Consider the following 12,407-nt stretch of genomic DNA (forward strand, 5'->3'; position numbering starts at 1 on the left):
ACGAGACGCGCCACGCCCGTCGTCGCCCCTATGCTCGACACGAGCCGACCGTCCGGGTCGTGTCGCCGAGGGAAGGGAAAGCGTGAGCCCCGCCCCCACCGACCCCACCGACTTCTCCTACTCCGTCGTCATCCCGGTCTACAACAGCCAGGACGTCGTCGGGCGCACCGTCGCCGCCGTGCTCGAGGTCTTCGAGGCCGCCGGCCTGCGCCACCAGGTCGTGCTGGTCAACGACGGCAGCCGCGACGGCAGCTGGGACGTCATCGCCGCCCTCGCCGCCCAGTCGCCCCACGTCGTCGCCCTCGACCTGCTGCGCAACTACGGCCAGCACCACGCCAACCTCGCCGGCATGCGGGAGGCGAGCGGCGACTACGTCATCACCCTCGACGACGACCTGCAGAACCCGCCCGACCAGGCGCTGCTGCTGATCGACAAGGCGATGGAGGGCCACGACGTGGTCTTCGGCCGCTTCGAGCGCAAGCAGGCCCGTGGCCACCGCCGGCTCGGCAGCAAGGTGATCAGCATGATCAACCGCCGCGTCTTCGACCAGCCTGCGGGCCTCGCGGTGTCCAACTTCCGGATCCTGCGCCGCGACGTGGTGGACCGGATCTGCGCCTCGCGCACCGCCCACCCCTACATCACCGGCCAGGCGCTGATGTATTCCAGCGACGCCGCCGACGTGCTGGTGCGCCACGACCCGCGCCCGGTCGGCACCAGCTCCTACGGCCTGCGCCGCATCGCCTCGCTCGTGCTGACCATCCTGTTCAGCTACTCCGTCTTCCCGCTGCGCCTCGCCGCCGGCGTGGGGTTCGCGGTCGCCGGGGGCAGCTTCCTGCTCGGGCTCTTCTACCTCGTCCGGTCGCTGTTCGTGGACTCCCCCGTGCCCGGCTGGACGACGATCGCGGTGCTGCTGGCGCTGCTCAACGGCTTCGTCATCATGCTGCTGTCGATGCTCGGCGAGTACGTCGTGCGCACCCTCAACGCCGTCAGCGCCGTCAGCACCTACCACGTCGCGCGCCGGGTCTCCTCGTGAGCGGGTGCACCCACCGGCACCTGCTCGTGGTCGGCGCGCAGCGGTGCGGCACGACCTACCTCGCCACCGCGCTCGACGCCCACCCCGACGTGGCGATGGCCCGCCCGTCGCCCCCCGAGCCCAAGGTCTTCTGCGACGCGGAGCTGTCGACGCGCGGTGCCGAGTGGTACGACCGGACGTGGTTCGCGCACGCCACCGACGAGGACCTGCTCGGCGACAAGAGCACCAGCTACCTCGAGGACCCGCACGCCCCCGCCCGCGCCGCGGCGATGCTCGGCGAGCCGCACGTGGTCGTGCTGCTGCGCGACCCGGTGCGCCGGGCGGTGTCGCACTGGCGCCTCAGCACTGCGCACGGGATCGAGACCCGCGGGCTCGAGGAGGCGCTGCTCGCCGACCTCGGCGACGACCAGCCGTGGGACCGGCGGCGCTCGTCGGTGTCCCCGTTCGCCTACCTGCGGCGCGGTCGCTACGCCGAGCAGCTGGTCCCGTGGACGACGACGTTCCCGGCGACGACCCACGTGCTGTTCCTCGAGGAGCTGCTCGCCGACCCCGCCGTCCTGCCCGCACTGGTGGGCGACCTGGGCCTCGACCCGGCCCGTACGCCTCCGCCGGCGGCCGGGCCGGTCAACGCGAGCGCCGGCGACCGGCCCGACCTCGACGCAGGCGTGAGCGAGGCCCTCGCGGGGTACTTCCGGGAGAGCAACGCCGACCTCGCGGCCCGGCTGCGGCGTCCGCTGCCGTGGTGAGCGGGAGCGGGATCGGCGACGACGAGAGGGAGGTGCCGGTGGTGGCACACGCACAGCAGCCGGGACCCGGCGGCACCGGCGGCCTGCCGGACATCGCCTTCAACGTGCCCGCGGTCGTGGGACGCGAGCTCGACTACGTCCAGGAGGCCGTGCTCGGCGGCCACCTGTCCTCGGGGGGCGAGTTCGCCCGCCGCGCGGCGGAGATCCTGGCCGCCGACACCGGGTCCCCCGAGGTGCTGATGACCACCTCCTGCACCGCGGCGCTCGAGCTCTCGGCGATGCTGATGGACCTCCAGGAGGGCGACACCGTCATCGTGCCGTCGTTCACCTTCACCAGCACCGGGCTGGCCTACGCCCGCCAGGGGGCCGGGCTGCTGTTCTGCGACATCGAGCGCCGCACCCTCGGCCTCGATCCCGAGCACCTCTCCACCCTGCTCGACGAGCACGTCCGGGCGGTCGTGGTGGTGCACTACGCCGGCGTCGCCTGCGACGTCGAGGCGATCCGCGAGGTCCTCGCCGAGTGGCCCGAGGTGCGCCTGGTCGAGGACAACGCCCACGGCCTGTTCGGCACCTGGCGCGGCGAGCCGCTCGGCAGCCTCGGGCGCTACGCGACGCTGAGCTTCCACGAGACCAAGAACTTCACCTGCGGCGAGGGCGGGGCGCTCGTCCTCAACGACGCACGCGACGTCGACCGGGCCCGGGTGCTCTACGACAAGGGCACCAACCGCCACGCCTTCATGCTCGGCCAGGTCGACAAGTACACCTGGAAGGACACCGGCTCCTCGTTCGGCCTCTCCGACGTGCTGGCCGCCTACCTCCTCGCCCAGCTCGAGCAGCGCGAGGCGGTGCAGGCCGTGCGGCGGCGCATCCACGACCACTACGAGGCCGCGCTCTCGCCCCACGGCGACGAGCTGGGCTTCGAGGTGATGCGGGTGCCGGAGGAGCGGGAGCCGGCCCACCACATGTACTACGTGCTGCTGTCCGACCACGGCCGCCGCAACGACGTCCTGGAGCTGATGCGCAAGTCGGGGGTGCAGGCGACCTTCCACTACCAGCCGCTGCACACCTCGGACGCCGGGCGGGCCTTCGCCGTCCGGGCGACGCAGTGCCCGGTCGCCGAGGACGTCAGCGGCCGGCTGCTGCGCCTGCCGTTCCACAACACCCTCACCGACGGGGACCTCGACCGGGTCGTCGCGGCCTTCCTCGAGGCGGGCGCGGCCACCGCCCCCGCCCGGTGAGACCCCGATGAGCACCTCGATGAGCGCCGAGACGCACGCGCAGCCCGGCTCCTCCTCGCTGCGCCGCGAGGGCTACTGGTGGCACCGGGCCCGCGCCGACCTGCTGGACGCCGTGATGGCGCCCCACCTGGGCACCCCGCGGCGCACCCTCGACGTCGGCAGCGCCGACGCGCCCAGCGTCGCGTGGATGCGCGGCGCGCAGCAGCACGTCGCGCTGGACCTGTTCCCCGACGGGCTGAGGCCGGGCGAGGGCGTGGTCGGCTCGGCCACCGAGCTGCCGTTCGCCGACGCCACCTTCGACGTGGTCTCGGCGTTCGACGTCGTCGAGCACTGCGCGGACGACGCCCGCGCGGTCGCCGAGCTGCTGCGCGTCCTGGCGCCCGGAGGCCGGATGCTGATCTCGGTGCCCGCCTACCAGTGGGCGTGGTCGGACCACGACGTCCAGGCCGGCCACCACCGGCGCTACACCAGGCGCTCGGTCGTCGCGCTGGTCGAGGGTGCGGGTGCGCGGGTGCTGCGCACAACCTACGCCTTCGGTGGGGTCTTCCCGCTCTTCGCCGCCGAGCGGCTGCGCCGCCGGGTCCGGCCCGCACCCGCGGGCGACTCGCGCCTGCCCGAGGTGTCGCCGGCGCTCGACCGGGTGCTGAGCGGCGTGTGCCGTGCGGAGGCGCGGGTGCTGCGCCGCGGCGACCTTCCCTTCGGCTCCTCGGTGTTCGTCGCCGCGGTCAGGCCGACGTCCTCCGACCCGGCCTGAGCGCGCCGGACGCCACCACCGCGAGGAGCGCCGTGGCCACGACCTCGGCGGCCAGGAAGGCGACGGCCACGCGCTCGAGGGGCGCCGCCGCGCCGGTCGTGAGCAGCACGAGCGCCCCGGCGACGACGGCCAGGCACCAGGCGCCGCTCACCCGGCCCGGACGCTCCAGCGCGAGGGCGACCACCATCAGCACCACGTTGACCAGGGCCAGGGCGCACCCCGCCGCCACGAGCGTCGCGACGCCCGGCCCGACCTCGACGGAGCGACCGAAGACGGCCCGCACGAGCGGCGACCCCGCGACGAGCCCGACGACGGCGCCGATCGCCACGGTCGCGACAGCGAGCACGGCCAGCCGCCCCGCGAGCGCGCGAAGCGCCTGCCGGTCCTCCGCCGCGACGAGCCCGGTCACGTGGTGGGTGAGCTGGGGCAGCGTGCCCAGCACGACCATGTAGGGCGCCCGGAACAGCGCCAGCGTCGCGAACATGACCGTCACCTCGGCCGGCGACCCGCCGACGAGGGCCACCACCACCGCTCCCCCGGTGAGCACGCCCTGGGCGAGCAGCTGGGCGGTGGCGGCGCCGCCCAGGAAGGCCAGCGACCCCGCCCGGCCCGCCTCGTCGTCGGCCGCGTGGAGGCGCCAGGCCGCCGGCCAGAGTGCGACCAGCGAGCCGGCGACGAGGGCCAGGCCGTGGGCGACCGGGTCGTGCACCCCCGCCAGCAGCAGCACGCCGACGAGCACGCACCGCAGCGCGTTCTCCGCGACCAGGCTCCACGCCACCGCCCCCATCCGGCCGCGGCCGGCCAGGCCGCCACGCAGCACGCCGACGCACGCAGAGCCCCCGAACACCAGCGCGACGAGCACCGGGAACCAGCCGTCGTCGCGGCCGAAGAGCCGCTCGCGCAGCAGCCACGACAGCACCCCGGCGGTCACCGAGACGAGCACCACCACCGTCGCGACGCCCCCGGCCGAGCGGCCTACGACGCCCTCACGCCCGGCGGCGACGCACCGGGTGATCCAGTGCTGGAGCGGGAACGTGAGGGCGGCGCCCGCCAGCGCCCACGCGGTCCACAGCACCGAGACCGGAGCCGCCGCGGTCGCCCCCAGGGCGCGGGTGACCAGGACGAAGACGAGGTAGGCCAGCAGCCCGCTGACCACCGAGCCGGCGGCGAGCAGGATCGGTGCCCGGCGGCTGCTCATCCGGCTGGCACCGGTGCGCGGGCGAGCGGACTGCTCGGGTCGTAGCCCGCCGCCGCCCGCAGGTCGGCGATGGTCGCCGGCCCGAGCGAGGCGCGGGCGTACCAGTCCCACAGCGGCGCGCTGCCGACGTAGACGTAGGCGGGCCGCAGCGACTCGCGCCACCCGGTCGAGACCGTCTCCCCCACCGCGACGAGGTCGGTGCCGTCGGCGACCAGGTCGCTGCGGAAGCCGGCCAGGCCTCCGGGCCAGGTGTCGTCCATGTAGTCCTGAAGGCCGCTGCGGAACATCTGGTAGCGGGTGGGGTTGGTGCGCCCGGCCAGGACGAGCGGCTGCGGTGCCTCGATCGAGGTGAGGGTGGCGCCGGGAGGCAGGGTCGCCAGCACGGCCTCCGTCGCCTCGCGCTGCTCGCGCAGCGTGTCGTCGCGCGAGGTCAGCGAATAGGTCAGGGCGAGCGCCACCCCGCCGACGGCCAGGGCGGCCGCCACCGCCGCCCGGCGCCGCGGCGCGAGCCCGTGCGCGGCCACCGCGTAGGCCGCGCCGAGACCGAGGGCGGCGAAGGGCAGCACCGCGAACAGGTCGGGCCAGGCGTCGTACTCCCGCCAGATCCAGGCCAGCCCGGCCACCAGGCCGGCCGCCATCGCGGGCAGCACCCGGAGCCCCGGCTCGGCGTCGCGGGCCCGGCGCGACACCGCGGCGAGGGAGACCAGCACCAGCAGCACCGTGCCGGCGAGGAGCAGCCACACCGTCACGCCGTAGGCCACCTGCAGGTCGTCCCACACCCGTTCCAGGTCCTCGGCGAGCGGATCGGGAACCGTGTAGCGGCGGTTGATCCCGTAGAAGCCGTCGTAGGCCTCGCGCAGCGAGCCGGCCAGGGCGAACCAGGCGGCGAGCACGGCGACGGGCACCAGCCCGCCCACGCCCACCTGCACCAGGGCGCGCACCCGTCGTCCGTGGGCGAGCAGCAGCGCCGCCGCGACCACGGCGGTGACGGTGCTGAAGAACGCCGTCTGCAGGCACAGGGTGGCGAGGCTGGTGAACAGCCCCGCGGTGAACCAGCGGCGCCGGGTCGCCGCCCACAGCGCGACGAGGACGAACAGCGTCATCGGGGTCTTCTCGCGCGGCCCGCTCGAGGCGTACTGGATGAAGCCGTGGAAGGCGAGCATCGCGCTCGCGGTGACGAGGCCCGCCGGGCGGGAGCCGAGCAGGTCGCGACCGAGCAGGTAGGACACGCACACCGCGGCCGTGGCGAGGAGCATGAACAGCACGCGCATGGTGACCACGTCGTCGAGGCCGCCGACGCGCGCCACGAGCGCCCCTGCCCCCGGCAGCACGTGCGCCAGCGGCCCGGCGCGGTTGAGCACCCCGAGATAGGGCGGCACCCCGTCCGCGACCTGCTGGCCGGCATAGCTGTAGATGCCCAGGTCACGGGTCAGCGCGCCGTGGAAGCCGTGGAGCACGTAGACGACGACCGCGACGATCCCGACCACCGGGACGAGCGGGTCGACGGCGCGCAGCCGGGATGCCCCGCCGCGCCGGACGCCGTCGGACCGGTCGGGACGAGGAGGCACGCCCGCCACCCTACGGGGGCGCCACCCTGATTCGGCGGTGGTCCGATCGGCCTCCTAGGATGGATGCCAGCAGAGGGTTCAACGCGTCCTTGGAGGTGGGTTCGGCGCGTCGTACCGACGCACCCTGAAGGATCCCGTGAGCCCCCTCGCCTCCTACCGCCGACTCCTGTCGATCGCCGGCCCCTCCTACGTCCTCGTGGCCTTCGTCGGCCGCCTGCCGTTGGCGATGAGCCAGCTCGGCACCCTCCTGCTCGTCTCGACGGCCACCGGCAGCTACGGCCTCGGCGGGCTGAGCGCCGGCGCCCTGGCCGTCGCCAACGCCGCGGGCGCGCCGGTCGCGGGGTCGCTCGCCGACCGCATCGGGCAACGCCCCGTCGTCCTCGTCCAGTCGCTGCTCGGCGCCGCCGGGCTGGCCCTGCTCGTCGCGGTCGTGGGCGCCGACGCCGCCGACGGGCTGGTCGTCCTCACCGCGGCCGCCACCGGACTGGTGCTCCCCCAGGTCGGGCCGCTGGCCCGGGTGAGGTGGCGCCCCCTGACGCGCGCGACCGGTGCCCACCAGCGCCGGCTCGTCGACGCCGCCTTCTCCTACGAGGGCGCCGCCGACGAGGCGTCGTTCGCGATCGGCCCGGCGCTGGTGGGCCTCTCGGTCGCCGTCGTCTCGCCGTCCGGGGCGCTCCTGCTCGCCGCGGTGCTGCTCGCCGTCTTCGGCTCCGCGTTCGCGCTCGACCCGTCCGCCCGCCTGACCCACGAGACGGAGCGGGCCGTCGGCTCGGGCCGGCTCATCGCGCCCGCCTTCGTCGTGCTGGCCGCCGCGCAGGTCTCGATCGGCATGCTGTTCGGCGCCACCCAGACCGGCGCCACCGTGCTCGCCACGGAGGCCGGGACGCCGGGCGCCGCCGGGCTGGTGCACGCGACCCTCGGCGTCGGCAGCGCGGTCGCCGGTCTCGCCACGGCCTTCGTCCCCGAGCGGATCGGTCACGAGCGCCGCGCCCTCGTCGCCGCCTGGGTGCTGCTCGTGCTGTCGCTGCCGCTGCTGGCCGTCGGCTCGTTGGGCACCGCGACCGCGACCGTGCTGGTCCTCGGCTGCGCCGTCGCGCCCTACATGATCGCCGTCTTCTCGCTCGCCGAGCGGGCCGTGCCGCCGGCCCAGGTCGGCGCGGCGATGACGACGCTGGCCAGCGCGACCGGGCTGGGCTACGCCCTCGGCTCGAGCCTCGCCGGCCGCCTCGCCGACGAGTCGGGCGCCACTGCCGCGTTCGCCGTCACCGTCGGCGCGACGGTGCTCGCGGTCGCGCTGATGTCGACGCAGCAGCGCCGTCTCCGCGCGGCAGCAGCCGACCGGAGCATCCCGCCGGCGACGCCCGGCGAGCACCGCGCGGACGTCCCGGTGGGCGGCAGCCGCTAGGTTGGACCCGTCCACCACGCGGAGGCACCGGGTCCCCGCCCCTGGCTGGACAGGTCGGACAAGCCATGGTGGAAGCATCAGGACGACAGCTCGATCCCGGCCGGCACGAGCAGCTGGCCGCGCTCCTCGACGACGTGCTCGTGGCCCGGCGCACGCTCGACCAGTCGCGGCACGCCACCCGGCTCGGCGAGCAGCAGCAGCTGCGCCAGGCGCTGCTCGACGCGCTGGAGGCCTACGCCGCGGCGCTGGCCGCGGCGGGCGCCCCGCTGCCACCGCGGCTGCGGTCGGAGATCGACCTCTACAAGGGCCTCCGCGGCCGGATGTGACCCACCCGGGGGCCGACGACGCACTCCGTGGGGAGGGCGACCCGGGTGCCCGCTTCTTGAGCACCCGGGTCTGGGGGCCGGTGACCTCCGGAGGTCACCCGCACCTGTGACTGGCGGTACCCCTGTGTCGACGACTCATGCCGCGTGCCGGCCGCGCGATGCCCGACCCGGATCGCGGCGCCGGTCACCGCGGGCGTCGGCGGCATGACGCCGCGCCTCGCGGGGTACGACACGAGCGTGGAACCGATCCCCGAGACGCTGCGCGCCCTGGACGACCTCGGTGCCCACGTCGACGACGACGCCGCACTGGCGACGAGCCTGTCGGCGGCCACCGAGACCGCGCGCCGCGTCGCGCCGGGGCTGGTCGGGGTGAGCCTGGCGTCCCGCGAGCTCGGCGTGACCTTCACCCTGGTCGCGTCCGACGACGAGATCGCGACCCTCGACGCGGTGCAGTACGTCGACAGCGGACCGTGCGTCGACGCCATCGACCTCGGCCACGGCATCACCACCTCCCCCGGCGGCCTGCTCAGTGAGTCGCGCTGGCACGACTTCGCCCGCGCGAGCGCCGCTGCCGGGGTGCAGAGCACCCTCACGCTCCCGGTCGTGCTCGACGACGAGGTGGTCGCGACGGTCAACCTCTACGGGGCCGCCACCGACACCTTCGCCGGCCGGCACCAGCAGCTGGCCGACGCCTTCGGGGCGTGGGCTCCCGGCGCGATCACCAACGCCGACCTCTCGTTCACCACCCGCACCCTGGCGCAGGAGGCCCCGGCGCGCCTCGAGGAGCTGGCGCTGCTCGACGCCGCCACCGGGCTCGTCGCGGCCCAGCGCGACATCCCGGTCGCGCAGGCCCGCGCCCACCTCGAGGACGCCGCCCGTCGCGCCGGCGTCCCCGCCGTCCGGTTGGCCCGCGTCATCGTCGGGCTCCACGACGGCTGACCCGCGCACGGGTCAGCCCGACCGGCCATCCGCAGGGACCGCGGCCCTACGCCGGCGTGACGTGGGTCTCGGGCGCGGGCGGCGAAGCGGAGGTCGGGGCCGCGGGCCGGTAGGTTCGCGCGGTGCCCGACACCCGCCCTCGCCGGACCTTCGCGGTCATCAGCCACCCCGACGCAGGCAAGTCCACGCTGACCGAGGCGCTCGCCCTGCACGCCCGGGTCATCACCGAGGCGGGCGCCGTGCACGGCAAGGGCGACCGGCGGGCCACCGTGTCGGACTGGATGGCGATGGAGAAGGCCCGCGGCATCTCGATCACCTCGGCCGCGCTCCAGTTCGTCTACCGCGACCACGTGGTCAACCTCGTCGACACCCCCGGTCACAGCGACTTCTCCGAGGACACCTACCGCGTGCTGTCGGCCGTGGACTCGGCGGTGATGCTGGTCGACGCCGGCAAGGGGCTCGAGCCGCAGACGCTCAAGCTCTTCAAGGTCTGCGCCCTGCGCGGCATCCCGGTGATGACGGTGATCAACAAGTGGGACCGTCCCGGCCTCTCCGCACTCGAGCTGATGGACCTGATCCAGGAGAAGATCGGGCTGCGGCCCACCCCTCTCACCTGGCCCGTCGGGGAGGCCGGCGACTTCCGCGGCGTGCTCGACCGGCGTACGGGTGAGTTCGTGAAGTACACCCGCACCGCGGGGGGCGCGACCCGCGCGCCCGAGCGGCGGATGGGCGCCGACGAGGTCGACGACGCCGACGCGGCGACCTGGGCGGCCGCCGTGGAGGAGCACGAGCTGCTCACCCTCGACGAGGCCGACCACGACCAGGACCGGTTCCTGGCCGGCGAGACCACGCCCGTGATGTTCGCCTCGGCGCTGCAGAACTTCGGCGTGGCCCAGCTCCTCGACCTGCTGCTCGACATCGCGCCCGACCCCAGCGCGACCGCCGGCGTCGACGGGTCGGTCCGCGAGACCGGCGACGACTTCAGCGCCTTCGTGTTCAAGGTGCAGTCGGGGATGAACAACGCCCACCGCGACCGCCTCGCCTACGCCCGCGTCGTGTCCGGCACGTTCGAGCGCGGCATGGTGGTCACCCACGCCGGCAGCGGCCGCCCCTTCGCGACCAAGTTCGCCCAGTCGGTCTTCGGCCGCGACACCGCGGCGGTCGAGACCGCCGAGCCCGGCGACATCATCGGCTTCGTCAACGCCCAGTCCCTCCGGGTGGGCGACACCGTCTACGTCGGCGACCCGATCGAGTACCCGCCCGTGCCGAGCTTCGCGCCGGAGCACTTCGTCACCGCCAGCGCCAGCGACATCGGCCGCTACAAGCAGTTCCGCCGCGGCATCGAGCAGCTCGACCAGGAGGGCGTGGTGCAGGTGCTGCGCTCGGACCTGCGCGGCGACCAGAACCCCGTCCTCGCCGCCGTCGGCCCGATGCAGTTCGAGGTCGTCGAGGACCGGATGACCAACGAGTTCAACTCGCCCATCCGGCTCTCCCGGCTCGACTACCAGGTCGCCCGCCGCACCGACGCCGACGGGGCGAGCGCCCTGGCCGGCAAGCGCGGCGTCGAGGTGCTCGAGCGCAGCGACGGCACCCGGCTCGCCCTCTTCGTCGACCAGTGGCGGGCCATGGTCACCGCCCGCGACAACCCCGACATCATGCTCGAGCCCCTGCCCGCCGGCGGCGGCTGACGCACGGGCCGTCCCCGCCGTCGGCGTACAGTCGAGGAGGTGACCTCGGCTCCCTCCCCGACCCTCGTCCTCGACGGCCGCTTCGCGCGCGAGCTGCCCGAGCTGGCCCTGCCGTGGCAGGCCGTCGCCACCCCGGATCCGCGGCTGCTCGCCCTCAACGCGCTGCTCGCCGCCGACCTCGGCCTCGACCCCGACTGGCTGCGCGCCGACGGCCTCGGGCTCCTCACCGGCACCCTCCTCCCCGAGGGCGCCACTCCTGTGGCCCAGGCCTACGCCGGCCACCAGTTCGGCGGCTACTCACCGCGCCTGGGCGACGGCCGCGCCCTCCTGCTCGGCGAGCTCGCCGACGACGACGGGCGGCTGCGCGACCTGCACCTCAAGGGCTCGGGCCGCACGCCGTTCTCCCGCGGCGGCGACGGTCTCGCCGCGGTCGGCCCGATGCTGCGCGAGTACGTCGTCAGCGAGGCCATGCACGCACTCGGGATCCCCACCACCCGCAGCCTCGCGGTCGTCGCCACCGGGCGTCCGGTGCAGCGCGAGACGGTGCTGCCGGGAGCCGTGCTGGCGCGGGTGGCGAGCAGCCACCTCCGGGTGGGCACGTTCCAGTACGCCCGCGCGAGCGACGACGTCGACCTGCTGCGCCGCCTCGCCGACCACGCGATCGCCCGCCACCACCCGGCCGCGGCCGAGGCAGACCACCCCCACCTCGCGCTCCTCGACTCCGTCGTCGCCGCCCAGGCCTCCCTGGTGGCGCAATGGATGCACGTCGGGTTCGTCCACGGCGTGATGAACACCGACAACATGACGATCTCCGGCGAGACGATCGACTACGGCCCGTGCGCGTTCATGGACGCCTTCGACCCCGCGACGGTCTACAGCTCCATCGACACCGGCGGGCGCTACGCCTACGGCAACCAGCCCGTCGTCGCCGAGTGGAACCTCGCCCGATTCGCCGAGTCGCTGCTCCCGCTGCTGGCCGACGAGCAGGACGCGGCGGTGGCGCTCGCGGTCGAGTCGCTCGGCAGGTTCCGCGACCTCTACTCCACCGCATGGTCGACCGGGATGCGCGCCAAGCTCGGCCTGCCCGACGACGTCGACCCGGCCGAGGCGTCGAGCATCGTCGCCGACCTGGTCGGCCTGCTCCAGGCCGAGCACGTCGACCACACGTCGTTCTTCCGCAGCCTCGGGGCCGCCGCCCGCGGGGACACCGAGCCCGCTCGCGGCCTGGTCCTCGACCTCGCCGCCTTCGACGCATGGGCCGCCCGCTGGCTGCGCCTGGGACCCGACGCGACCGCGATGGACCGGACCAACCCGGTCTACGTGCCGCGCAACCACCTCGTGGAGGAGGCGCTGGACGCCGCCACCGCGGGCGACCTCGCCCCGTTCGACCGGCTGGTCGAGGCCGTCACCTCGCCCTACGACGAGCGTCCGGGGCTGGAGCGCTACGCCGAGCCGGCTCCCGAGTCGTTCGCCGGCTACCAGACCTTCTGCGGCACGTGAAGGGCCCCGCGG

At 74.8% G+C, this 12,407-nt stretch carries 11 protein-coding genes; 9 read left to right on the plus strand and 2 right to left on the minus strand.

What is annotated here, in order from left to right; genetic code table 11:
- Positions 1 to 82: 82 nt before the first annotated feature.
- Genes AC3X7Z_RS13095 through AC3X7Z_RS13110 form a run of 4 tightly spaced genes read left to right on the plus strand, consistent with a single transcriptional unit; the run spans position 83 to position 3,771 of the window.
- Complete coding sequence (locus AC3X7Z_RS13095; RefSeq protein WP_489976184.1) at positions 83 to 1,033, plus strand: glycosyltransferase family 2 protein; 951 nt, start codon at positions 83 to 85, stop codon at positions 1,031 to 1,033.
- Positions 1,030 to 1,779: a sulfotransferase family protein gene (locus AC3X7Z_RS13100; protein WP_489976185.1), complete on the plus strand. Its 750-nt coding sequence runs from the start codon at positions 1,030 to 1,032 to the stop codon at positions 1,777 to 1,779. Before AC3X7Z_RS13095 ends, AC3X7Z_RS13100 begins: the two co-directional genes overlap by 4 nt.
- Positions 1,776 to 3,017, plus strand: coding sequence for a dTDP-4-amino-4,6-dideoxygalactose transaminase (rffA, locus tag AC3X7Z_RS13105; RefSeq protein ID WP_489976186.1), 1,242 nt, complete (start codon positions 1,776 to 1,778; stop codon positions 3,015 to 3,017). Before AC3X7Z_RS13100 ends, rffA begins: the two co-directional genes overlap by 4 nt.
- Before the next feature lie 19 nt (positions 3,018 to 3,036).
- Positions 3,037 to 3,771, plus strand: coding sequence for a class I SAM-dependent methyltransferase (locus tag AC3X7Z_RS13110; protein WP_489976187.1), 735 nt, complete (start codon positions 3,037 to 3,039; stop codon positions 3,769 to 3,771).
- Here AC3X7Z_RS13110 and AC3X7Z_RS13115 read toward each other — a convergent pair.
- Both AC3X7Z_RS13115 and AC3X7Z_RS13120 read right to left on the minus strand, forming a co-directional pair.
- Positions 3,743 to 4,969, minus strand: coding sequence for a lipopolysaccharide biosynthesis protein (locus AC3X7Z_RS13115; RefSeq protein WP_489976188.1), 1,227 nt, complete (start codon positions 4,967 to 4,969; stop codon positions 3,743 to 3,745). The two genes, AC3X7Z_RS13110 and AC3X7Z_RS13115, sit on opposite strands and share 29 nt — an antisense overlap.
- The gene (locus AC3X7Z_RS13120) at positions 4,966 to 6,537 is read right to left on the minus strand and encodes a hypothetical protein (protein ID WP_489976189.1); all 1,572 of its coding nucleotides are present in this window, start codon (positions 6,535 to 6,537) and stop codon (positions 4,966 to 4,968) included. The genes AC3X7Z_RS13115 and AC3X7Z_RS13120 overlap by 4 nt, the downstream gene beginning before the upstream one ends.
- Before the next feature lie 136 nt (positions 6,538 to 6,673).
- Here AC3X7Z_RS13120 and AC3X7Z_RS13125 point away from each other — a divergent pair, with 136 nt between their 5' ends.
- The 5 genes from AC3X7Z_RS13125 to AC3X7Z_RS13145 all read left to right on the plus strand — a co-directional run bounded on the left by AC3X7Z_RS13125 (position 6,674) and on the right by AC3X7Z_RS13145 (position 12,395).
- A complete protein-coding gene (locus AC3X7Z_RS13125) occupies positions 6,674 to 7,942 on the plus strand; it encodes an MFS transporter (RefSeq protein WP_489976190.1) in 1,269 nt (422 codons plus the stop codon).
- A gap of 68 nt (positions 7,943 to 8,010) precedes the next feature.
- Complete coding sequence (locus tag AC3X7Z_RS13130) at positions 8,011 to 8,268, plus strand: hypothetical protein (RefSeq protein ID WP_186341861.1); 258 nt, start codon at positions 8,011 to 8,013, stop codon at positions 8,266 to 8,268.
- 237 nt (positions 8,269 to 8,505) lie between these two features.
- Positions 8,506 to 9,207: a hypothetical protein gene (locus AC3X7Z_RS13135; protein ID WP_489976191.1), complete on the plus strand. Its 702-nt coding sequence runs from the start codon at positions 8,506 to 8,508 to the stop codon at positions 9,205 to 9,207.
- A gap of 122 nt (positions 9,208 to 9,329) precedes the next feature.
- Complete coding sequence (locus tag AC3X7Z_RS13140) at positions 9,330 to 10,895, plus strand: peptide chain release factor 3 (RefSeq protein WP_489976192.1); 1,566 nt, start codon at positions 9,330 to 9,332, stop codon at positions 10,893 to 10,895.
- 39 nt (positions 10,896 to 10,934) lie between these two features.
- Positions 10,935 to 12,395, plus strand: a complete 1,461-nt coding sequence (locus AC3X7Z_RS13145; protein WP_186341858.1) for a protein adenylyltransferase SelO — start codon at positions 10,935 to 10,937, stop codon at positions 12,393 to 12,395.
- Positions 12,396 to 12,407 lie beyond the last annotated feature (12 nt).

The organism is Nocardioides sp. Z24_21, assembly GCF_058134345.1.

What these genes read in the sequence shown, in the direction of transcription:
- AC3X7Z_RS13115 (WP_489976188.1), bottom strand. Translation starts at nt 4,969, where the DNA reads ATGAGCAGCCGCCGGGCACCGATCCTGCTCGCCGCCGGCTCGGTGGTC.
- AC3X7Z_RS13110 (WP_489976187.1), top strand. Translation starts at nt 3,037, where the DNA reads ATGAGCGCCGAGACGCACGCGCAGCCCGGCTCCTCCTCGCTGCGCCGC.